The following is a 23,333-nucleotide window of genomic DNA, read 5'->3' as shown; positions in this document are numbered from 1 at the left end:
ATCCTTGACGTCAAACCCAAGCACATATCACACGCTCAGAGATCTCTCCCCAAACGCGTCTTTTTCCGTTTTGTGCTCTCGTCCTCCAAAGAAAACAAAAGCCGCAAAACAGTGAAGCTGACACCCGCATCATCGAACAACTATAAAGCCATCCTAGCGAGCCGATATGTGAAGGGCCGATCCATCGAATGAACCAAACCGCCCGCATATCTCTTCAAGTTCCAAATCTGTCAAACAACACAAGACAAAAACATACACAGCGTGGCACCACTCTCGGCGCAACCCCATGCAACCATGTCTCGAAATCTCTAAACCAAAAACCCGAAAGCTTCCGATCATCCAAGCTGCGTTCCCGCCGCCGGTGAAGCGCTATCTAGGCAATACAAACAAACACCGCAAGAGAGAAATTTAGAAAATTTAAAAAAACTTATCCACATGGCGGCGATTCTGCCCCCGATGCGCACAAGCTATCTGCAATACGGCCCATTGCGATGACGTGCGGTATCATAGTGGAAGTGATCTTCGTGCATTCCGTCAGATCCCGGCCCCAATGTGGTCCCAAATGTCCCGCAAGCGGCACGATGCATGCGCTGCAAGGCCCGTGAATGCGTCGAATCATGCCAGTCACGCAGGACGGACATCTCGCTTCCATCGGCAAGCAGAATGGCGCTGATATCAATCGCGCGGCCCCGCCCATGTTCGGACACCCTTGCCCCGGCGCGATGATTGCGCGGCCGGCAAACGTAATGGGCCGCCACGCGCAGCCCCGTCACCCCCCCGCCTGTGCGCCCCACGGCAGGCTTGACCCCCTTGCGCACCCAGTTGTGCAGGGCGGCTGCCGTTTCGCAATCCATGATGGCACCTTGGGTCAGCCGGACGCCATCGACCTGTCTGACCCGCACAGGCGCTGTGACGCCGCATTGGGCCACTTCCGATGTGATGGGGGGAAGCACCTCGCCCTCCAGCCCGCGAATCCCGCACAGCCGGTCGGAGCTTTGCGGGCTTGTCACAGCGCGCGACGGGTTGCTGCGGAAAGAGGCGTTCTGAAAGGGGTTCAGGCGCGACAAAAACCCGCCACGGCTTTGTTGGGGGGCCTCAATGGTTGGGAGTGCGCGTACGCTGCGATCTGACCTGCGGTCTGACGAACAGGCAACTGCCACCACGATGACAAGACCCAAGCTCAGGATCGCGCGTCGACTCATACATCTGCTCCGTGCTTTCTGGTGCGTCCAAAATCGGGCGCATCAGTATCCTGCCCTGCATCAATGATACCACGCCGAATCGCACGCGTCCGCGTGAAATAATCATGCAGCAAATCCCCGTCACCTTGACGAATTGCGCGTTGAAGGGCGAACAACTCTTCTGTGAAGCGGCCCAGTATTTCTAATGTGGCGTCCTTGTTGGTCAGGAACACATCGCGCCACATGACCGGATCAGAGGCCGCGATACGGGTAAAATCACGGAATCCCGCTGCGGAATACTTGATGACTTCGCTGTCAGTCACACGGCGCAAATCATCTGCAACGCCAACCATTGTATAGGCAATAAGATGCGGCGTGTGGCTGGTCACGGCCAGAACAAGGTCGTGATGGGGCGCGTCCATCAAATCGACATTGGCCCCCATGCCACGCCAGAGTTGCGTCAGACGTTCAACCGCATCTGCGTCACACCCCTCTGGCGGGGTCAGGATACACCAGCGATTGTCGAACAACTCTGCAAAGCCTGCGCGCGGGCCAGAATGCTCGGTTCCAGCAAGCGGGTGGCCGGGAATGAAATGCGCGTGATCTGGCAAATAGGGTGCAACCGAATCGATAACCGCCTGCTTGACAGAACCCACATCCGTCACCGTGACACCGGGGGCGAGATGCGGCGCGATCTCGCGCGCGACGCCCTCCATTGCGCCCATCGGCACGCATAGAACAACCAGATCGGCGCCTGCGACCGCTTCGGCGGCCGTATCAAAAACCTGATCGACAAGGTTGATCTCGCGCGCCACAGCCCGCGTCTCGGCAGAGCGCGCAGTGCCTGTCATGCTGGCGGCCAATCCGCCACGGCGGATCGCATGGGCCATAGACGACGCAATCAGCCCCAGCCCGACAAAGGCCACACGCTGATACAGCACAGTCATGGCTGCGCCTCCATGAAGGCGGCGATCACATGCGCGACCCGGCGACAGGCAGATTCATCCCCAATGGTGATGCGCAACGCCTCGGGCAATCCGTAGCTGCCCACCTGCCGCACAATCAGCCCATCCGCCAGCAGGGCGGAGTTGCAAGCATCGGCCTGTGCGGCATCGCGAAACCGTGCCAGAACGAAATTGCCATAGGACGCGTCCGTAGCAAGGCCTATCGCGTTCAGCTTGGCCGCCAGCCAAGTGCGCATGCGGGCATTCTCGGTCAAGCTGCGATTGATATGTGCTGCATCGCCAAGTGCGGCTTCGGCAACATCCAACTGCATGCTGGACAGATTGAACGGCCCGCGCAGCCGGTTGAGCACATCAATCACATGCTGTGGCCCATAGCCCCAGCCGACCCGCAGACCACCCAGCCCAAACAGCTTGGAAAAGGTGCGCGTCATCACGACATTGTCGCGCTGGTCCACAAGGGCCGCACCACCATCATAGCCAGCAGCATATTCGGCATAGGCCCCATCCAGCACAAGCAAGGCTTGCGCAGGCAGCCCGTCAGCAAGGCGGGCCACCTCCTCCATCGGGATCATGGTTCCCGTCGGGTTGTTTGGGTTGGCGATAAACACCAGCTTCGTGCGTTTATTCGCGGCCGCCAGAAGTGCATCGACATCGGCGGTGCGCTCTTGCTCGGGGGCGGCGACGGGTGTCGCACCTGCGGCCATCGCCGAGATGCGATACATCAGGAACCCATGTTGCGAATACAGCACTTCATCCCCCGGCCCGGCATAGGCCTGACACAGAAAGCTGATAATCTCGTCTGAACCTGCACCGCAAATGATGCGCCCAGCGTCCAGACCGAAATGCGCCCCAAGGGCCGCGCGCAGACTGGCATGATCGGTCGAGGGGTAGCGATGCAGGTCGTGACCTGCGCGGGCATAGGCCTGACGTGCCATATCGCCCGGCCCGAAAGGGTTCTCATTAGATGACAGCTTCACCACATCGTCACGTCCGGCGATCTTTGACGTGCCGCCCTGATAAAGCGCTATGTCCAGAATACCCGGTTGCGGGCGAATATGCGCGTGCATTTGTTGCCTCATGACCACTTCTTGCGCTTGTCTTTAGCGCCAGAGTCGGGGTGAGGCCAGCGCAATGGGCCGGTTTTTTCCATCCTGCGTCAACACGTTGCCATTGTGCCGCGCTCAGGGCTTGTTCAGACCGTCATCCGAACCCTGTTCCTCGTCAAATTTTCCAAGCTGGCCAGCACGGGGGTAAGTACCGGTATCGGTGCGCGTGCGCGTGGCCAGAACCGGGCGGTTATCCGATACATTGGCCTTATCTTCGCGCATGACGATGTAAATTCCACTTAAGATGATGACTGCGGCGCCTGCGATGGTCAGCAGGTCCACCCCTTCGCCAAAGAACAGCGCCCCAAACAGAACCGCCCAGATAATCTGTGAATATTGCATCGGCGCGATTTGAAACGCAGGCGCGCGCTTATAGGCCGCGATCACGCACAGGCTCGCCACCAGCGCCAGACTGGCCATCAGCGCCAGCGCCCCGAAATCGGCAAGTGGCATGGGACGATAGACGAAGGGCAATGCGGCCCCCATCAGCACCAGATTTGCCATCATCGGATATAATAGCAAAACGACATTGCGTTCCTCATTGCCGATCTTGCGAATGATGATCGAGGCAAATGCGCTGGCGCAGGCCGCCAATAACGCCGCCACATGGCCCGCGCTGATCCCCGCCCCCTGCCCCGGACGCAGAACGATCAACACACCGACCAGCCCCACCACGACAGCCGCCCCCCGGTGCAATCCGACGCGTTCACCCAGAATAGGGACGGATAAAATTGTAATCAGCAGGGGTGTTGCAAACAAAATCGCATAGGTCTGGGCCAGGGGCAGAACAGTGAAAGCGTAAAAGACACTGACACCGGTCACGACAGCCGCGCCCGTGCGCAGCGCTGTCCAACCCGGACGCCGGGGGAACAGATTGCCATCTGTCGGGTCGCGCATCAGCAAGATCATCGCCAGCGGAAGCCCCAGCAAAACACTGAAAAAAACAATCTGAACAGGGCTGTACGATCCGCCCAAAGTCTTGACGATGACATCATGCGCCGAGAACAGCGCAAAGGCGGTCAGCGCCAGCGCGGGGCCAGCAAAGGCAGATTGGCTCAAATGCTTGAGTGAAGGCATGTCGTTCCCCGACGCGGCTTCGGTATCGCTAACACGCGGGCGCGCGCAAAATCAAGCGGGTTGCGCGGGGGCCTCCCATAGAATCTGTGCAGTTGCAGCATTCATGTGCGAAAGTGCCCGATCAAAACGCAGATAGGCAATCGCCTTGCCATCTGCTTGTGTGAACACCTGCCCCGCCACTTTTTCGCCCGCCATGATATCTGTGCCGATAGGGGCTGACCCCACAATGGATACGGTCACGAACCCTTTGCGCAGCGCGGTCTTGTGCTGCATCCGCGCGGTGACTTCCTGTCCGACATAACAGCCTTTGCGAAAATCCACACCGTGTAGCCGGTCAAACCCGGCCTCAAGGATAAAAGTTTCATTCGGGATAAGTTCAATGCCGGTTTCCGGCACGCAATGCGCGACGCGCAGCGCATCCCAATCGGTGCCATCATCCGGCAAATCCACACCATAGGCGCGCCACCCAAGCGCTGGATGGCGCGGGTCGGCCAATGCACCCTCCGGGGCCGGGCCGGTGCCGCGACTGACCGGAAACGCAATGCGCTCCAATGTGATGGGCGCGCGCAGCTTGTACAGGGACAACCGCTTGACCAGATCATCGGCAACACCCTCTGCCACATCTATCAGGATACTGTCCTGATGCGCGACCAGAAAGAAATCTGCCAGGTACTTGCCCTGCGGGCTGAGCATCGCCGCATAGACAATCCCGTCACGTGCCAGCCTGCCCAGATCATTGCTGACCAGACCTTGCAGAAATTTTGTAGGTTCCGGCCCTGATACCTGAATGATCGCGCGCTGCATGTCTGACCTCTGGTTATTCATAATCCCTACATATGCCGCACGCCCCCTGTCGAACAGGGGCCGCGCGCACAGAGTTAATGCGCGGCACGAATGAATGTGCCGTTGCGCAATTCACGAATCGCCTGTTGGATTTCCTCTTGCGAGTTCATGACAATCGGACCGTGCCAGGCAACCGGCTCTTGCAGCGGCGCACCAGATATCAGCAAAAAGCGCACGCCTTCCTCGCCGGCCTGCACTGTCACCTCATCACCTGTGCCAAACCGGATCAGGGTCCGGTCGCCAGACATGTCGCGGATGTTGACCTCCTGCCCCATGACCTCTTTCTCCAGCAAGATGCCGGAAGGTTTGGAAGCATCTGCGAACATGCCAGAGCCTGCAAACACATAGGCAAAGGCGCGGCGGTAGGTGTCGACCTTGAAGCTTTTGCGCACTCCGGGCGGGACCGAGATGTCCAGATATTGCGGATCAGCGGCGATCCCGTCCACTGGCCCACGCTTGCCCCAGAACTCGCCCACAACCACGCGCACTTTGGTTCCGTCATCATCTATGATCTCTGGAATCTCGGTTGCCTGCACATCCTGATAGCGCGGTGCCGTCATTTTCAGGCTGCCCGGCAAGTTTGCCCAAAGCTGGAACCCATGCATCTGTCCGCGCACATTCCCGCGCGGCATCTCCTGATGCAGAATGCCAGAGCCTGCCGTCATCCACTGCACATCGCCCGCGCCCAGTGTGCCGGTATTGCCCAGACTGTCGCCATGATCGACCTCGCCCTCCAACACATAGGTGATGGTTTCAATGCCGCGATGCGGGTGCCACGGAAAGCCCCGCAAAAAATGCTCGGGGATGTCATTGCGGAAATCATCGAACAGAAGGAACGGGTCCAACTCTGACGGGTCGTGAAAGCCGAAAGCACGATGCAGGTGCACGCCTGCCCCTTCCAGTGCGGGTTGCGCCTTGCGGGTTTCCAATGTTGGCCGAATAGACATGAGCAGCTCCGATCAGACAGGTGTTTACCCGACGCAAGATCATCTCTGACACGCATCAAAACAACCCGCTGTCTGCGAACCTGCGATGTTCACCAATGCACAGTTGTCAGATAGGCGGCACATTTGTCACCAGAAAGGCGCTGCTCATGACCCGAACCACCAGATACCACCTATGCCCAGCAACACAGCAATCCCCACGCGCAAGGCCGAATACACGCTGCGTTTATGGACACCAGACAGCCGCTCGAACCCCGCCGCGCCCACCCGAAAAGCGCCTTCAGTGACGTCGCTTAATGCGCCATGCGACAGCTTTGTCGGTTGCACCATGCCGCGCATTTCTTTGGTATAGGCATTCAACTTATCCCCGTTCAACACACGGTCTTGCGCCAGTCTTTGCTCAATTGACATAGCGGTTTTCTGCTTTTGACGGCGTGCGGATTGCAAATTGGGCCATCTTGTCCAAACATCCCTCGGCGCGGGGATCGGCAGCGCCACATCGACTTGGTTGGCAATAATTCCGACCCGCGCCTGCCGTTCAGAAAGGCGCTGCACGGCACCGGCACTGGAGTACCCCGTATCTAGGTGAATTTCTGGCTGCATAGCGGCAACTGTCCCAAAGTTTTCAACTGCCATTTTCCATCCAATCCTTTTACAATTCTTTAACGGCGCGTTTTTCGCCGCGCGCCCGGCACTTTGGATGCGAAATCCGGGGGGCGTCGCGCCACCCAGTCAATGAATCGTGCCAGTCTGGGATGTGCGCGCAGCGCCTCGATCGTGTTGAAATTACGCGCAAGCTCTGACTCTGTCAGGCTGGCATGAATCTCTCGGTGGCAGATATGATGCAGCAACACCACAGGCCCGCCCTTGCCCCCACGCAGTTTAGGCACAAGGTGATGCAGGCTTTGCGGCACCTCGGGCGGGATAGACCGACCACACAGCGCACAAACCGGGTGCTCAGACCGATGATTGTCACCCTGCCCCTTGTCCATGTCTGCCCCACTCTAGTGCATCGCTTGTGGTTCCGGTATGTAGGACGGGACAAACGATCCACAAACCTGCCATGTGCCAGAAATAATAAGGGGCATATCTATGTCATTTTCCAAGCGCGACGAAATCGCAAACCTGTTTGATGACTGGAACGCGGCCCTCCAAAGCCGCGATCCCGCAACGGTCGCTGGACTTTATGCCGAAGATGCGGTGCTTTTGCCAACTGTCTCTAATGAAATCCGCAAGACGCCTGCGGCCATTCAGGATTATTTCGACCGCTTTCTGAAAAAGAAGCCCCATGGCAGGATCATACAGCAAAACATCCGCCTGCTTGATACGCTGGCCATCAATTCCGGCATCTATACATTTGATCTGACTGTTGACGCCACGCCAAAGCAACTTTTGTGCCGCTTCACATTTGTCTATCGCCAAGACGGTGAAAGTTGGAAAATTATCGAGCATCACTCCTCGGTCATGCCAGAATAATCTAGACGGTCCTCAAAACAGCAATGCCGCTTTCAAAATCATCACCCTGACCTCAGGCCAGACCTGACCAGCGCAACGCGGAACTCACCATGACCAAACACCCACACCCCTCTCCCATGGCTTTCGTGAAGGAAACCAGCACGGCGATTGACCTGCATCTGGTCAATGCCGAAGATCTGGAAAGCTGGACAGATATGCAACCCCGACGCGTGCGGGCATGGCTTGACAGTCTGGGTTTTCGCGCGAAACCGGGCGAAACTGTTTTGGTCCCTGACGGCGACGGCGCCTTTGCGCTTGCCGCGATCGGGCGCGGTAGTTTGCGCGACCGCGCACGCCAGCGCTTTTGCATGGGCGGCGCGCGCTCCAAGCTGCCCGCTCATACTTACCGGCTGCACCACACCCTCGCCGCGCAGGAGTTGGAGGAAGAAGCCCTTGGCTGGTGTCTGGCCGGCTACAGCTTTCGCCGCTTTCGCCAGTCCGATCCCGCAGATCACGCCAAGCTGATTGCACCTGTACATCTGGAAACGCACCGGATCGAAGCCATTGCCGCAGGCGAAGCGCTGACCCGCGACCTGATCAACACCCCCGCCTCGCATATGGGCCCGGAAGAGTTGGAAGCCGCCTTTAGTGATCTGGCAACAAAGCATAGGGCGGCAGTCTCGGTCACGCTTGGCGATGATCTTTTGCATCAAAACCTGCCCCTGATCCATGCCGTGGGCCGCGCCTCCAATCGCAGCCCGCGCTTGCTGGACATGCGCTGGGGCAAATCGGGGCCGCGCCTGACGCTGGTGGGCAAGGGCGTGTGTTTCGACACAGGCGGGCTGAACCTCAAACCCGGTGCCTCGATGGGGCTGATGAAGAAAGACATGGGCGGGGCCGCAACAGTTATGGGCCTTGCGCATATGATTATGGCGCAGGGCTGGCAGGTGCAGCTGCGGGTGCTGGTGCCCGCTGTGGAAAACTCCGTCTCGGGCAATGCCATGCGCCCCGGCGACATTCTGAACTCGCGCAAAGGGCTGAGCGTCGAGGTCAACAATACCGATGCCGAAGGCCGTCTTGTGCTGGCCGATGCGCTGACCCTCGCGGATGAGGAAAGCCCCGACATGCTGATCTGCATGGCCACGCTGACGGGCGCTGCGCGCGTGGCGATGGGGCCGGATATCGCACCGTTTTTCACCCATGATGCCGATCTGGCCCGCGCGCTGATGCAGGCCAGCGCGCAGGTGCGCGACCCGCTCTGGCAACTGCCGCTGCATCCCGCCTATGACACCCTGATTGAGCCCGGCATCGCCGATCTGGACAACGCCCCCTCGGGTGGAATGGCAGGCGCGATCACGGCGGCGCTGTTTCTCAACCGCTTTGTCGAGGCCACCCCGCGCTTTGCTCATTTCGACATTTACGGCCACCAGCCCAGCGCCGCCCCGGCACGGCCCAAAGGCGGCGCAGGCCAAGGGGCGCGCGCCCTGTTCGCGGCGCTGCCAGACGTGCTGGCGCTGTGAGTGATCCGCGCCTGACCCCTTTCAGCGGGCGCGTGGCGCATGTGCGCCTGCAAGGCCAGATCGACGCGCCCGCCTTCACAGACGGCCAGATAATGCGCATCTGCGCGCCGCTCAGCGATCTGCTGCGCCGTCCCGACGGGCCGCGCGACCGGCAAGTGTTGCGCGGGGCGCGGGTCTGTGTGCTCGACCAGATCGGGGATATGGCCTATGTTCAGGCTGAAGCAGATGGCTATTGTGGCTGGCTGCCCCATGCTGATCTCGGGGCGGATCACACGCCCACCCACCGCGTACGCGCGCCTGCAACCCATCTCTATTGCGCGCCCGATCTCAAAAGTGCTGAGCGCGCCACCCTCTCACTGAATGCCTGTGTTGAAATCATCGCCACACATGGAAAATTCCTGCAAACCCATGACGGGCTCTGGCTGCCGCAACAGCATCTGGCCCCCCTCACCACGCATGAGACCGATCCGGTCGCTGTCGCCGAAAGCCTGATCGGCACACCCTATCTTTGGGGCGGCAATTCGCGCGCGGGGCTGGATTGCTCGGCCCTTGTGCAATTGGCCCTCACGGCATGCAATCACCCCTGCCCCGGCGATAGCGACCTGCAAGAACGCGCCCTTGGCCCCGCCTTAGCGCATGGCACCCCAAAACAGCGCGGCGATCTGCTGTTTTGGCGCGGCCATGTTGCATGGCTCAGCGCGCCCGACATGATCCTGCACGCCAATGCGCAGACCATGTCTGTTGCCTATGAACCGCTGGACCAAGCGCTCAGCCGCATCGCGCCTGAGGGCCCGGTGACATCCCATATCCGCCCATTCTGACCCCTTGATCATTTTCTTGCCGAAAATACTCAATACCCGGCATCAGGCCAGTGCCACGCCTCAGGTTTTGCGCGGTTTTGCCCGCAGGGTGGGCGCGGCCTCCAACGGGTTCTCGGGCCAAGGGTGTCTTGGGTATTGGCCACGCATATCCTTGCGCACATCCCCATAACTTTCGGCCCAGAACCCCGGCAGGTCCATCGTCACCTGAACAGGTCTGCGCGCAGGCGACAGCAACACGATCCGCAAAGGTTGGCGTGCGGGGCCGATCGCAGGGTGGCGGGCAAGGCCAAACATCTCTTGCAAGCGTACCGAAATCTCTGGCGCATCGCCCGAATAGTCGATGGCGACCTTGTTGCCCAAAGGGGTTGTGAACTGCGCAGGGGCCATCTCGTCCAACACTTGCATCTGCCCCCAGTCCAGCATCGCGCGCAAGGCTGGCAGCAGATCAAGCGCGCGCAATTGCTCGGCAGTCCGGCAGCCTGCCAGATAGGGGCCAAGCCAGCTCTCCAATCCCTCCAGCAGCGCCTCCTCGCGCAGATCCGGCATCTCGGCTCCTTGTCCGCGCAGCAAGTCCACCCGCGCGATAAAGCGCCGCGCGGCGTCTGACACAGGCAGGCCCAAATCGCGCAGCCCGTCACAAGCGGCTTGCATCACGGCTTGCGGGTCCGGGTCGCGCCAAATACGGTCATCCAGCACCAGCGCGCCGAAACACTCCTGCGCACGCGCCTCGATCCTTCGGTGGCGCTTTGACCAATCGCAGCGGTTGCGCCAAACGATCTGCTCGCCATACAGGCCCCGCAACTCTGCATCCGACAGTGCAATCGCCTGCCGAATTCGCGCCTCTTGCGGGTTGCCGTCGGTGTCTGTCACCACCAGCAGGCGCATCTGCGCCATTCCATCCCCGTCAGGCAGAACCGCCCCCTTGCCCCCCGACAGCACATAGCGCGGCGCATCCCCCTTGCGGCGCAGTCCGATCCGGTCAGGATAGGCCAGTGCGGCCATCTCGGCGGGGCTGAGGCCGGGTTGCCCCTTGGGTGCCAGCCGCACAAGCCGGCGCATATCTTCGCGCACCCGCTCCAATGTGGCGCGATGCAGCGCGAATGGCGCGCGTTCGGCAAAGCCGCGCGGATCGCGCAGCGCCGCCAATCGCAGCCCCAGATCAACCGAGGCCCCTTGCAGAATGTCGCGTTCTGACAATAAAGCAGCCAATCCAGCCCCATCTTTGCCCGCCTCAAGCAGCATATGTGCAAGTCGTGGATGCAGCGGCAGGGCGGCCATTGCCCGCCCATGCGCAGTGATACTGCCCCGCGCATCCAACGCGCCCAACCCGCTGAGCAGCGCGCGCGCTTCTGCCATTGCGCCCTCTGGCGGCGGAGTCAGGAAGCGCAAACCCTCCGCCCCGCCCCAGACGGCCAGCTCCAACGCCAGCCCGGACAAATCCGCGCGCGCAATTTCTGGCGGCGCGAACCCTGCCAGCGCGCCCTCTTCACTGCGCGCCCACATCCGGTAGCACAGCCCCGCCGCCACGCGACCGGCCCGCCCGCGCCGCTGCTCTGCCTCGGCACGGGTAACGCGCTCTGTGACCAGCCGCGACATGCCTGTACCGGGGTTGAACCGCGCGCGCCGCGCCAGACCGCAATCGACAACGATGCGAATATCCTCAATCGTCAGAGAGGTTTCGGCAATCGCAGTGGCCAGCACGATCTTGCGGCCCGCAGCCATTGGCGCAATCGCCGCACGTTGCTGGGCAAAGGGCAGCGCGCCATAAAGCGGGCGGATATCGGCGTCGCCCACACGCCCCTCCAGCGCAGAGGCAACGCGCCGAATTTCACCTTCACCCGGCAGAAAGGCGAGCACAGACCCCTCACCCTCGGCTGCGGCCTGCGCGATCAGATTGGCGGCAGCCACCTCGAACCGTTCGGTCTTGGGGCGCGGGCGCGCCAGCCAGCGGGTCTCCACCGGATAGGCGCGGCCTTCGGCGGTCAGGATCGGCGCATCGTCCAGCAGGGCCGCAACGGGGTCTGCATCCAGCGTGGCAGACATCACCACCACCACAAGATCAGGGCGCAGCGCCTCGCGGATTTCCCATGTCAGAGCAAGCCCCAGATCCGCATTCAGCGAGCGTTCATGAAATTCATCAAAGATCACCGCCCCCACGCCGCGCAATTCGGGGTCACTTTGCAACATGCGCGTCAGGATGCCTTCGGTCACAACCTCGATACGCGTGGCCTTCGAGACGACCGCCTCGCCACGTATGCGGTAGCCGACCTGCGCGCCAACCTGTTCGCCCAGCAGCCGCGCCATCTGTTCTGCCGCCGCCCGCGCGGCAAGTCTGCGCGGCTCCAACACAAGGATGCGGCCTGTTATCTGGTCCAGCAGCGCCAGCGGAACGCGCGTTGTCTTGCCTGCACCGGGTGGGGCCTGAAGCACTGCGCGACCCGCGCGGTGCAGGGCTGTGGCCAGATCGGGCAGAATGTCATCAATGGGCAAGCGCATAGCTGCGCTTATGCGCTCAAGCACGGGCATTCTGCAAGAACCGCACTGACCAGCAAGGCAATTTTACTCTTGTTCGACATCACCGGCGTGCAGCGCGCGAACCTCTTGCAGCATCGCTTCCAATTCCGCCAGCCGGTCCGCACCCAGCGCAGTTGCAAGCTGCGCCTGATAGGCCAGACCGCGCGCGCCCAGCTTGCGAAACACTGTCTGTCCAGTTGCCGTCAGCGACAGGTTTTCGCGCCGCTTGTCGTCCTGCGCGCGGGTGCGTGTCAGATACCCCAATTCCTGCAACTGCCCGACCGCGCGCGAGACTTTCGTCTTCTCGATATGGCTGATCCGGCAAATCTCAGAGGCCGTCATGCCCCCGAACTTGCCCAGATTGGCCATGATCCGCCATTGCGTGCGCGATATGCCGAATTCCTCTCGATACACAGCCGCGAATGACCGGCTGCTGGCCTCTGCCGCTTGATTGAGAAGATAAGGCAGGAAGCACTCCAGATCGAACACATCTTCCGGCGCATCACGCATGGCGCTGTCCTTGTTCAGGTTTTGCGCAGGATGGCATGATCGGATTGCACCTAGCAAGGTGAATTCAGGTGGCCAGTAGTGTCGCGTGCAATGGATCACGACGGCCTTTAAGCTTGGCCGTCGACGCGGTCTTAACGCTGCCCGCAAATAATGAGAACACCAAGGGGGACGGAACCTATTACAGGGTCAATACCTCTCGAAGCGCAAATCGGTGGCACAGGAGGCTTCGCTGAAGTGACCCATCCAGATATGGTATTCGCCCGTTTCAGCATGGCCGAGGTTGATCCGTGCATTATAGTCGGTGTTAGTTCCAGTGGCTCGAATTTCCGAGTTGAATGACCACTGCCCGAACGGATCGCGAATCAACAGTGTTGCATCACAGGTTCTGCCGCGATTGCCGTCCTCTGTCCTGATACGCAAGCGGTTGCCATCCAAATTGTTGGTGTCGTTGGTATAGTTCAACACCATCGATGCCGAAGACTGGATATAGCGACTGGCACCTGAAATGCCGCAGCTTCCAAGCCACGATGTTCCCCCCGCACGCCGCTGCATTCGAAGTGGTTCCCAAACGTCAGAGTTATTCAAGGTCATATTGGCGGCCGGAATACGCATGTCAGGGCAGCCGGAATACGAGGTGAAGCGCGTCAGAGGATCTTCGCCAAGACGGGATGCCACATTCGGCACGAAATGCGCAGGTCCATGGTTGCCCCGCTCTGCCGTGATACGGAAATTCGTGAAACCGAAAGATTCGTTGTCGATTGCCTCATTAAGGTTGGCAGAGAACCCGAGCGTGAAAGTCTGCGTTGGGTTTTCAACATCAATCACGACACGCCAAAGTTGATTGTCCCAGCCCCCGCCGAATGTAACTGCGTTCGCATCCAGAAGGGTCATGTTCGTCGTAAAACGCCCCTCTGCGCGCGATGCCACCGTGCGACGATCTGCCGCCATGGCACCCGAAGGATATACTTGAAATGCGTCCAACGCTATCGATGTTCCATTCACTTGGATCATCAAAAACTCGCCCTCTGGCCGCGCCCATGTTGGGTCGTAACCATCCCAGCTGTCGATAATAAGCAAATCGAATTCGATCCGCGCCGAGGTGGACGGCCCTCCAAGATTAACTTGATAGGTCACTGGCGTCTGGCGTGTTTCCTGACCGAATGGACCAAGAAAGCTGCTGGATTGCGTGTTTTGGACTTTGTCTTGCGACCAGCCGGTTGTGTCTGCATCATTGAAATCTGTGTTTACAATGGTAACCGTCGTGGTCTCTGGTTCAGGCTCTTCCTCTGGCTCTGGCTCAGCCGGTTCATCAAGTTCGCCAACTGTGGGCAAAATTTCTGGCGGACCTTCGGGGAAAATTTCGTTGTCCAACTCAAAGCGGATGAACGGTGAGAAACGCGGGCGTGTCACTGCCAGCGGAGTGAGCCGCTGATTGTTCAAGATATTCAGGCCCATCAGACTCGTCAAAGGGCTTTCCCAATAAGAGAATGTCTCGACCAGAATAAGCGCTTCACCCGGCAAAACAGGCGGTATGCGGTCGGCAAGATTTGCCACAGACAACTGATTCTCCAACAGGTCGAATGCAGAATCCCCACTGGGTTCAGGGTCGGAACCGTCGCCTTCAGGTGCCGCTACACTTGCCGTAGCCAGATCCAGCAGCGAAGGCAGACCGCGCGTCCCATAGGACCAAACAACCTCTGGCTGGTCGGAATCCGCATCCCACATCATCGAGGAAATGCGCAACCGCGTGTCGCGGTTGCGGGTGGTCAGGAAATCGAACACATCATTCATGCCCTCAAGGTAATCGACCGTTACTTCATCGGTGTTGCGCGAGATCATGTCCGCAACATTCAGCGCAGCGGCCTGCCCCTCCATCCGCGCGCGATAAGCGTCGTTGAAGACGACAATGGCGATATAGGCCCACAGCAGCAGCGGCAGAACAAATACCAGCTCCACACTCAGTGAGCCGCGCACATCGTCCCGATAGAAACGCAGCTTGGCAAGAACGGATTTCTTTACGCAACACAGGGTCATATTTGTCACCTCGGCTCGTTCACAAAGACGTTGCGTGCCGTCAGCACATAGTCGCCCTCAGCGTTGACAGGCAGCGCTGTCAGAAAACCGGTCAGCCGGATAAAGGGTTTTGTCACAACACAGACGCGGATCAGCATCAGTTCCTGCGCCTGCCCGCCAGAACCCGGATTGAACGTGATCGCAGGCGTCAGTTCTTCCTCATGATTGACACATAAGGTGGGGGCATCCAAACCGCTGAAAGTACTCGTATCGATGGGCTGCATCTCGACAGTGATGGCATTTTCGCAATTGGGCAGCATGGCGGTGCGCGCGCAAATCGATTTTGACAGGCTTTCTGCCTCATTGATCGTACCAAGGCGCACCTCGCGCACGGCCATATCTACAGCGCGATACAAAAACGCCTGCCTGAGTTGCGTGACACCGCTATCCACCCCCATCAGGAAAATGGACAGAACAAATGGGACGATGATGACAAATTCCACGCTCACGGAACCGTCTTCGGCCCGCCAGCGATGTGTCAGCTTTTGTACAAGCGCGCGCATACTCATTTTGTCAGCCTCAGCGACTGGGTCTGGATATGGGTTGCAATGCTCTGGAAGGCCGCAATCAGTTTGTCGCCAGAGCTGTTGAAGAAATGCCCGTCGCTGGAAGCGCAATTTTCCATGAGGGCGACGCCACCGGGCGGCGCTTCAAATGCCACACCATAAATCGCAACGCTTTGTTGCTTCAAGGCGTTGCAGACCGACACGGTGTCCGCATCTTGCACTTCGACGCTGGGCTTGCGAGTGGCGGCATCGCCATCCCAGAAGCAGCAGTTTTCGCCATCTGTCATCAGGATAAGGGCGCGGTAACTGGCGGGCGCGTTCCACTCCAGTGGTCGGCCTTGAAAGGCAGGAGAGACTGTACCCGCGTCAATCAGATGCTGGATGACGGGACGCAATGTCGGATCGAAGAACATCGCACCTGCCCGCACCCCCAGGTCAATCGATGTGCCCCAATTCGGCCCAAGCGAAGCAATGTAATTTTTGGCCTGTTGCACATCATCCATATAGGGGCGGATCGGCATGTCTGTGATCAGATAGCTGGTGTTCGACCGCAAGTCACAGTTGCGCCGGAACATATGTGTGTTCAGGCTGTCAGTCACGCTGTCCCAGTTGTGAAAATCAATGCAGAAGGCATTGGTTAGATCACCTGATGAAGGATCATCAAGATTGGTGAAATAGGTCAATGTGCCGGGGGGCATGATGACTTCGGTGCTGTAGGGCACAAAGGTGATAGAGACGCGACCGTTTTCATTGTTGGCCAGCATTTCTTCGACGAAATCATCTGCGGCTGCGCGCAGGTTCTCTATCCGCTCGAAGTCCATCATCGAGCCGGAAACATCCAGAACCATCACGATCTCGATGCGCACTTCGGCCAAACCCTCAGCCGCACCGGCGACAACACTCATCGGCAGAGAATCGACCGAGGACATGCGCATGAAGAGTGTGGACATGCTTGCCTTTGGCGACACCAGCACTTCGCGCGAGCCGCCGAAATTGGTGATCTTGATCGACTCGCTATCCGCGACGATGTGCTCCAGACCTTCGGCCTTGAAATACGACCGGACGACATCTTCAGGGTCCGGGTTGGCCGGGTTTTCACGCATCATCGCTGCGGCAAGAACCGCGCGGTCGGCAGTTCCCTGAACCCGCACGCGTTCGGCCTCATAGCGCATCATGTCGACGGCAATGCCGCCGATAAGGATCATTGCGATGAACAAGAACAACGACAGGACAATAATGCCGCCCTCTTCGTTTCTGAAAAAGCTGCGCGAAGCTTGCACGCGGCACGTGTGACGGTACTTTTGTTCAAATCCTGCCAACATTCTAAACAACCACTTCATCTCATGACCTGCAGGCCTTGATCCGGCCAGCGCAATATCTCTAAAATCCAACTGATACAGGTCGGATAAGGCCCCATTAAGGCGGAGTTTGTGGAAATAATGTCAGGACCTGGGCAAAATAGTGGCGCGCTCTGAGGCAGATATGGACCCCGGCTATACTAGCGGCATAATGCCCGTGCGCCACAACGGCGCGGCCAGTGTGATCCGGTCGAGGTAATCCAATGCATGTGACTTAAGAGCGAGGCATGTGTCGTAATATACGCCGGACAAGCCCCACGACGCGCGGGCTGGGCTATAACGCCTGTTTCGCCAATCAGAGCAACAGGCGGGATGTGTGCAGGTCGCCGCTACAGCAAACCCTCAAACATCCAGCTCCTCCACAAACCGCGCATTCTCGCTGATATACTGGAATCGCAATTCCGGTTTCTTGCCCATCAGCCGCTCGACCAGATCGGATGTCTCGCCCGGCAGGTCGTCATCCACCGACACCCGGATCAACCGGCGAGAGGCGGGGTCCATTGTGGTTTCTTTCAGGTCTTTTGCGTCCATCTCGCCCAAGCCTTTGAAGCGCGACACATCGACTTTGCCTTTGCCGCCAAAGCCTTCGGCCATCAGCCGGTCTTTCTCGGCCTGATCCAGCGCATAGACTCGCTTGGCCCCTTGCGTCAGGCGAAACAGCGGCGGGCAGGCCAGATACAGGTGGCCCGCATCAATCATGGGCCGCATCTGGGTGAAGAAAAACGTCATCAATAGGGCCGCGATATGCGCGCCGTCCACATCGGCGTCGGTCATGATGATGATTTTATCATAGCGCAGGTCATCAAGGCGGAATTTGGTCCCCATCCCGACCCCCATCGCCTGACACAGATCGTTGATTTCAGCATTCGTGCCCATCTTTGACGAGGCCGCGCCCAGCACGTTCAGGATTTTGCCGCGCAAAGGCAGCAGTGCCTGTGTCTTGCGGTCACGCCCCATCTTCGCGCTGCCGCCCGCCGAATCGCCCTCGACGATGAACAGTTCCGTGCCCGCGCGCGCTGTGGCCGAGCAATCGACCAGCTTGCCCGGCAGGCGGAGTTTCTTGGTGGCGGTCTTGCGGCTGGTTTCCTTTTCCTGCCGCCGCTTCAGCCGTTCTTCGGCGCGCAGCACCAGAAAATCAAGGATCGCGCCTGCGGCCTTGGGGTCAGCGGCCAGCCAGTTGTCGAAATGATCGCGCACCGCCCCTTCGACCAGACGCGCAGCCTCGGTCGTGGCCAGCCGGTCTTTGGTCTGGCCCACGAATTCAGGTTCGCGGATGAAGCAAGACACCAGCGCACAGCCGCCGGTAATCATGTCTTCGCGGGTGATCTGGGCCGCTTTCTTGTTGCTTGCCAATTCGCCGTAAGCGCGGATGCCTTTCAGCACGGCCGCCCAAAAGCCCGCCTCATGCGTGCCGCCCTCAGGCGTGGGTACGGTGTTACAATACGACTGCACAAACCCGTCGCGTGCCGGTGTCCAGTTGATCGCCCATTCCACAGATCCGGGCTGGTTGAACTTTTCCTGAAACTTGACTTTGCCCGCAAAGGGCTTGTCGGCATAGGTCAGATTGCCGGTCAGTTGCTCGTTCAGATAATCGGCCAGACCGCCGGGGAAATGGAACACGGCGTCCATCGGGGTGTCGCCATCTTCCACGGCAGATTTCCAGCGAATTTCAACGCCCGAGAACAGGTAGGCTTTCGAGCGCACCATCTTCAACAAGCGCGCGGGGCGGAATTTCAGCGTGCCGAAAATCTCGGGGTCAGGGTGAAAGGTAAAGGTCGTGCCGCGCCGGTTGGGGGCCGGGCCTACTTTGGCAACCGGTCCTTGCGGAATCCCGCGCGCGAATTCCTGCACATAAAGTTCGCGGTTGCGCGCAACTTCTACGCGCAGGTGATCGGACAGCGCATTGACCACGCTGGCCCCCACCCCGTGCAACCCGCCCGATGTCTCATATGCCTTGCCAGAGAATTTGCCGCCCGCATGCAGCGTGCACAAGATCACCTCCAACGCTGACTTGCCAGGGAATTTGGGGTGCGGGTCAATCGGGATGCCCCGGCCATTGTCACGAATTGTGATGGAATGATCCGCGTGCAACTCCACCTCGATCCGGCTGGCATGGCCCGCCACCGCCTCGTCCATCGAGTTGTCGAGCACTTCAGCGACCAGATGATGCAGTGCGCGTTCATCCGTGCCGCCGATATACATGCCGGGGCGCTTGCGCACCGGCTCCAGCCCTTCCAGCACTTCGATGGAGGAGGCGTCGTAACTCTCGGACGGGTTCAACAGGTCGGACATGGGCTGCTCGATTCTATTCTGGGTGGGTGGCACCACCAGTAGACCATTGCAGCAAGGCAGGCGCAAGGTTTAGCCCTTGCGCCGCTGCCGATTACAACATCGTCCAGAAATGGAACGCCACAGCGGTCGTAAACGCCCCGCCAAGCGATATGGCGACATACAGCGCGAACACCCGGAACTTGACCAAAGCCCAGACCGCGATGGCCGCAGGCAGCGAGGTTACACCCCCCGCAATCAGAAATGCCATGCCCGCGCCCGCCTGCATGCCCTGATCCATCAGCGCGCCAATCAGCGGTAGCGCCGCATAGCCGTTGAAATAGGCAGGCACCCCCACAAGCGTGGCAATTGCAATCGGGGCCAGCCCTGTGCCGCCCAGTGTCTGCGTGACCAACTCGGCAGGCAGATAGGCGAGCATCAGGCTTTCCAGCAGAAACGCCAGCGACAGCCATTTCAGCAAGAACAAAAAGGTCTTGGTCGCCTCAAGCCGGAACTTGACCACCCGCGCAGGTTCACGCCAGAAGGCCCAGACTGGGGGCGTTGGCGCACGCACTTTCGCACCGCCACAGCCGCCATTGCCAATACCCTCGCGCAACGGATTGCTCAGACCGCCCGCGCGGATGACCAGATGCACGATTGTGCCCCCCAGCACCCCCATACCCAGTGCAATCAAGGTCTTGGCAATCGCAAATTCCAGCCCCAGTACACCCGCTGTCAGAACAAACATCGACGGGTCCATCAGGGGCGAGGCCAGCCAGAATGCCATTACCGGGGCCAGCGGTACACCAATGGCCAGAAGTGCGGCAATCAGCGGAATCACCCCACAGGAACAAAACGGCGATAATCCACCCGCCAAAGCGCCCATCACGATCATCATGGCCGGTGCACCTGTGAATGCGCGCGCGATCAGGTTATCCGCCCCCGTCGCCCCGGCCCAAGCCGCCATCAGAATGGAAACGGCCAGAAACGGCGCAATCGAGACGAGCGCGCTGGCGACCTTCGCCACAGAGGGGGCGAATTGAGCGGGGTCGATCACAGTAACCACCAACAGGATCAGAAGAAATGCCGGCCAAGGCCGTTCCTTGCGCCACAAATGTTGCCATGCCGCCGACACAGGGCCGGGCTGTGGAAGGGAATTGTCCGTCATATCTATATCGCCGGCTTTCTAGTTATATTAGGCAGCAGTATTTCAGTCCTGCCGCGCAAGTGAGGGCACACCCTTGCAGCATTCACTCATCAAAAAATCGAGCACGTCGCGCATGGCGTGCGTGTCCGCGCGCGTCTCGACCTCGCGCCCTCTGCGGGTTTGCACGATCAGACCCGCCTGTTTCAGGCTGCGCAAATGATGCGCAAGCGTCGACAGCGGCATGTCAAGATGCGCGGCAATTTCCCCCACCAGCACCCCCTCCGGCCCGGCCCGCACCAACAATCGGAACACTGTCAGCCGCGCGGGATGTCCAAGGGCTGCGAGTGCCGCAGCGGCGGAATCAGTTTGTTTATCCATAGCGGAAATAATAACTATATTTCTAGTTTTGTAAACACTTCATTGACAGGCGGCAGTATGAACTGCGCAACAAATGAAAAGAAATCCGCCCCTTTCGCGCAATCACATCAGGTTTCGCCATTGACGCGAGGCCAGCGCGCGCTTAGTTACGGCGTGCTAGAGAATGGTGGATGGCAATGAAAAATGCACTTGTGGTGATTGTGGAGAGAATGCGCATGGGCCGGTAACGGACTCCCACACAGGAACCCATGCGCCCCCGAAATTGAACGGGGGCTTTTTTATTGCCTGCTGCCAAGCTACAGCGCCTTTGAACTCGACGTTGGATGGAGCAAACGATGACACGTCAGATGACCGGAGCGAAGATGGTGATTCAGGCCCTGAAGGATCAGGGCGTCGAAGTGGTATTCGGCTATCCGGGTGGTGCTGTGCTCCCCATCTATGACGAAGTGTTTCAGCAAAACGATATCCGCCATATTCTTGTGCGCCATGAACAAGGCGCGATCCATGCCGCCGAAGGCTATGCACGCTCGACCGGCAAACCGGGTGTTGTGCTGGTGACATCCGGCCCCGGTGCCACCAATGTCGTGACCGGCATTGTTGACGCGCTGATGGATTCGATCCCGATTGTCGTGCTGTCCGGGCAGGTGCCAACCTTTATGATCGGCTCGGACGCCTTTCAGGAAGGTGACACCGTCGGCATTACCCGCCCCTGCACCAAGATGAACTGGCTGGTCAAGGAAACCGACAAGCTGGCCGAAACCATTCATCAGGCATTTCACGTTGCAACCTCTGGCCGCCCCGGTCCGGTTCTGGTGGACATCCCCAAGGATGTACAATTCGCAACCGGCACCTATTGCGAAAAGCCAAAAGCAAAAACCGACCATTACGCCCCGCGCGCCAAGGGCGACCCCGAGATGATCACCAAACTGGTCGAATTGATGGAAACCGCTGAGCGGCCCGTCTTCTATACCGGTGGCGGCGTCATCAATTCCGGCCCCGGTGCCAGCCATCTTCTGCGCGAATGGGTCGAGGCGACGGGCTTTCCTGTCACATCAACCCTGATGGGCCTTGGTGCCTATCCGGCCAGTGGCAAGTCGTGGTTGGGAATGTTGGGCATGCATGGCACCTATCAGGCCAATTGGGCGATGCATGATTGCGACCTGATGATCAATATCGGCGCGCGCTTTGACGACCGGATCACCGGGCGCATCAATGCCTTCAGCCCCGACTCGAAGAAGGCGCATATCGACATTGACCCGTCCTCGATCAACAAGGTCATCCATACGGATGTGCCGATCGTCGGCGATGTTGGCCATGTTCTGGAAGACGCGCTGAAGATCTGGAAATCGCGGGGCCGCAAAGTCAACCGCGAGGCTATCGCGCGTTGGTGGAAACAGATCGAGGAATGGAAGGCAGTGAATTGCCTGGCCTACAAGCCAAGCGCCACCTCGATCCGGCCCCAGCACGCCATTGCACGGCTGGAAGCGCTGACCAAGGGCATGGACCGCTACATCACCACCGAGGTCGGCCAGCACCAGATGTGGGCCGCGCAATATCTGGGATTCGAAGATCCGAACCGCTGGATGACCTCTGGCGGGCTTGGCACCATGGGCTACGGTCTGCCGGCATCGGTGGGCGTGCAGATCGCACACCCTGATGCGCTGGTTATCAATGTCGCGGGCGAGGCGTCTTGGCTGATGAACATGCAAGAAATGGGCACCGCCATGCAATACCGCGCCCCGGTCAAGCAATTCATCCTGAACAATGAACGCCTTGGCATGGTGCGCCAGTGGCAGGAGTTGTTGCATGGCGAGCGCTACTCCAGTTCATGGTCGGAATCCCTGCCTGATTTCGTCAAACTGGCCGATGCGTTTGGCTGCAAGGGCATTCGCTGCGACAACGAGGCCGATCTGGATGACGCCATCCGCGAAATGCTGGCCTATGACGGGCCGGTGATTTTCGACTGTCTGGTGGAAAAGCACGAAAACTGCTTCCCGATGATCCCCTCGGGCAATGCCCATAACCAGATGCTCCTGGGCGAGGCCGAGACGCAGGGCGTTATCGGCGCTTCCGGCGCGGTATTGGTGTAAGGAGAAGACAATGTCGGCGCTACAAATCAAAAAAGGCTCGTCCAAGCATTCCGCCTATGACCTGCGCGACCCGAATGCCGAGCTGATCGAAACCCACACGCTTGCAGTCAGCGTTGACAATGAATCGGGCGTCCTCGCCCGTGTCATTGGTCTGTTTTCTGCGCGCGGATACAATATCGACAGCCTGACCGTGGCCGAGGTCGACCATCTTGGCCACCGCTCACGCATCACAGTCGTCACCTCCGGCACGCCGCAAGTCATCACCCAGATCAAAGCACAACTGGAACGTATGGTCGTGGTGCATGAAGTGCATGATCTGACTGCTGAGGGGCCATCCGTGCAGCGCGAACTGGCCCTGTTCAAGGTCAAGGGCCGTGGCGAGGCGCGGATCGAGGCGCTGCGCCTTGCGGAAATCTTCCGCGCCAATGTCGTCGACTCGACACTGGAAAGTTTCGTGTTCGAAATGACAGGCACCCCTGAGAAGGTGGACGCCTTCGCCGAACTCATGCGCCCGCTGGGGCTGGTCGAGGTGGCGCGCACAGGTGTGGCCGCTCTGGCGCGTGGCGCGTAAGCGCCC

21 protein-coding genes are annotated in these 23,333 nt (G+C 59.4%); 5 read left to right on the top strand and 16 right to left on the bottom strand.

Annotated features, from left to right (window positions below):
- Positions 1-467: 467 nt before the first annotated feature.
- From BD293_RS02665 to BD293_RS02630, 8 genes are all read right to left on the bottom strand, one after another.
- Entirely contained in the window at positions 468-1,202 is a 735-nt protein-coding gene (locus BD293_RS02665; RefSeq protein ID WP_142079746.1) for an extensin-like domain-containing protein, read from the bottom strand.
- Entirely contained in the window at positions 1,199-2,128 is a 930-nt protein-coding gene (locus BD293_RS02660) for a prephenate/arogenate dehydrogenase family protein (RefSeq protein WP_142079745.1), read from the bottom strand. Before BD293_RS02660 ends, BD293_RS02665 begins: the two co-directional genes overlap by 4 nt.
- Positions 2,125-3,225: a histidinol-phosphate transaminase gene (hisC, locus tag BD293_RS02655; protein WP_425467917.1), complete on the bottom strand. Its 1,101-nt coding sequence runs from the start codon at positions 3,223-3,225 to the stop codon at positions 2,125-2,127. Before hisC ends, BD293_RS02660 begins: the two co-directional genes overlap by 4 nt.
- A gap of 102 nt (positions 3,226-3,327) precedes the next feature.
- A complete protein-coding gene (locus BD293_RS02650) occupies positions 3,328-4,329 on the bottom strand; it encodes a DMT family transporter (protein ID WP_246086192.1) in 1,002 nt (333 codons plus the stop codon).
- 51 nt (positions 4,330-4,380) lie between these two features.
- Positions 4,381-5,133, bottom strand: a complete 753-nt coding sequence (gene ygfZ, locus BD293_RS02645) for a CAF17-like 4Fe-4S cluster assembly/insertion protein YgfZ (protein ID WP_246086191.1) — start codon at positions 5,131-5,133, stop codon at positions 4,381-4,383.
- Between the two features lie 74 nt (positions 5,134-5,207).
- Positions 5,208-6,119 (bottom strand): pirin family protein, encoded by a 912-nt coding sequence (locus BD293_RS02640; RefSeq protein ID WP_142079743.1) that lies wholly within the window; start codon positions 6,117-6,119, stop codon positions 5,208-5,210.
- 144 nt (positions 6,120-6,263) lie between these two features.
- Positions 6,264-6,752, bottom strand: a complete 489-nt coding sequence (locus tag BD293_RS02635; RefSeq protein WP_142079742.1) for a hypothetical protein — start codon at positions 6,750-6,752, stop codon at positions 6,264-6,266.
- Positions 6,753-6,778: 26 nt separating this feature from the next.
- Entirely contained in the window at positions 6,779-7,108 is a 330-nt protein-coding gene (locus tag BD293_RS02630) for an HNH endonuclease (RefSeq protein ID WP_142079741.1), read from the bottom strand.
- Positions 7,109-7,208: 100 nt separating this feature from the next.
- Here BD293_RS02630 and BD293_RS02625 point away from each other — a divergent pair, with 100 nt between their 5' ends.
- The 3 genes from BD293_RS02625 (at position 7,209) to BD293_RS02615 (ending at position 9,912) form a co-directional block, all read left to right on the top strand.
- On the top strand, positions 7,209-7,592 hold the full coding sequence (locus tag BD293_RS02625) for an SgcJ/EcaC family oxidoreductase (RefSeq protein WP_142079740.1): 384 nt from the start codon (positions 7,209-7,211) through the stop codon (positions 7,590-7,592).
- 89 nt (positions 7,593-7,681) lie between these two features.
- Positions 7,682-9,091 (top strand): leucyl aminopeptidase family protein, encoded by a 1,410-nt coding sequence (locus BD293_RS02620; RefSeq protein WP_142079739.1) that lies wholly within the window; start codon positions 7,682-7,684, stop codon positions 9,089-9,091.
- Complete coding sequence (locus BD293_RS02615; RefSeq protein WP_246086190.1) at positions 9,088-9,912, top strand: C40 family peptidase; 825 nt, start codon at positions 9,088-9,090, stop codon at positions 9,910-9,912. The genes BD293_RS02620 and BD293_RS02615 overlap by 4 nt, the downstream gene beginning before the upstream one ends.
- A 60-nt stretch (positions 9,913-9,972) precedes the next feature.
- Here the strand turns inward: BD293_RS02615 and hrpB are convergent, their stop codons facing one another.
- The 8 genes from hrpB to BD293_RS02575 form a co-directional block, all read right to left on the bottom strand.
- Positions 9,973-12,408: an ATP-dependent helicase HrpB gene (gene hrpB / locus BD293_RS02610; protein ID WP_142084246.1), complete on the bottom strand. Its 2,436-nt coding sequence runs from the start codon at positions 12,406-12,408 to the stop codon at positions 9,973-9,975.
- Positions 12,409-12,471: 63 nt separating this feature from the next.
- Positions 12,472-12,936 carry a MarR family winged helix-turn-helix transcriptional regulator gene (locus BD293_RS02605; protein WP_142079738.1) on the bottom strand — a complete coding sequence of 155 codons (465 nt, stop codon included), beginning with the start codon at positions 12,934-12,936 and terminating at the stop codon, positions 12,472-12,474.
- Positions 12,937-13,122: 186 nt separating this feature from the next.
- The gene (locus BD293_RS02600) at positions 13,123-14,970 is read right to left on the bottom strand and encodes a TadE/TadG family type IV pilus assembly protein (protein WP_142079737.1); all 1,848 of its coding nucleotides are present in this window, start codon (positions 14,968-14,970) and stop codon (positions 13,123-13,125) included.
- Positions 14,971-14,975: 5 nt separating this feature from the next.
- Positions 14,976-15,518 carry a TadE/TadG family type IV pilus assembly protein gene (locus BD293_RS02595; RefSeq protein WP_170207037.1) on the bottom strand — a complete coding sequence of 181 codons (543 nt, stop codon included), beginning with the start codon at positions 15,516-15,518 and terminating at the stop codon, positions 14,976-14,978.
- The gene (locus BD293_RS02590) at positions 15,515-16,837 is read right to left on the bottom strand and encodes a VWA domain-containing protein (RefSeq protein WP_170207036.1); all 1,323 of its coding nucleotides are present in this window, start codon (positions 16,835-16,837) and stop codon (positions 15,515-15,517) included. The genes BD293_RS02595 and BD293_RS02590 overlap by 4 nt, the downstream gene beginning before the upstream one ends.
- A 378-nt stretch (positions 16,838-17,215) precedes the next feature.
- Complete coding sequence (gene parE / locus BD293_RS02585) at positions 17,216-19,165, bottom strand: DNA topoisomerase IV subunit B (RefSeq protein ID WP_142079734.1); 1,950 nt, start codon at positions 19,163-19,165, stop codon at positions 17,216-17,218.
- Between the two features lie 91 nt (positions 19,166-19,256).
- Positions 19,257-20,309, bottom strand: coding sequence for a permease (locus tag BD293_RS02580; RefSeq protein WP_211840980.1), 1,053 nt, complete (start codon positions 20,307-20,309; stop codon positions 19,257-19,259).
- 42 nt (positions 20,310-20,351) lie between these two features.
- On the bottom strand, positions 20,352-20,666 hold the full coding sequence (locus tag BD293_RS02575) for an ArsR/SmtB family transcription factor (protein ID WP_142079732.1): 315 nt from the start codon (positions 20,664-20,666) through the stop codon (positions 20,352-20,354).
- Between the two features lie 335 nt (positions 20,667-21,001).
- Between BD293_RS02575 and BD293_RS02570 the strand changes: the two genes are divergently transcribed.
- On the top strand, positions 21,002-22,756 hold the full coding sequence (locus BD293_RS02570) for an acetolactate synthase 3 large subunit (protein ID WP_142079731.1): 1,755 nt from the start codon (positions 21,002-21,004) through the stop codon (positions 22,754-22,756).
- Between the two features lie 10 nt (positions 22,757-22,766).
- Positions 22,767-23,327, top strand: coding sequence for an acetolactate synthase small subunit (gene ilvN, locus BD293_RS02565; RefSeq protein WP_142079730.1), 561 nt, complete (start codon positions 22,767-22,769; stop codon positions 23,325-23,327).
- The last annotated feature ends 6 nt before the right edge of the window (positions 23,328-23,333 follow it).

The organism is Roseinatronobacter monicus (genome assembly GCF_006716865.1).
Taxonomy (GTDB): domain Bacteria; phylum Pseudomonadota; class Alphaproteobacteria; order Rhodobacterales; family Rhodobacteraceae; genus Roseinatronobacter; species Roseinatronobacter monicus.
This window is presented reverse-complemented; position numbering and strand designations above follow the sequence as displayed.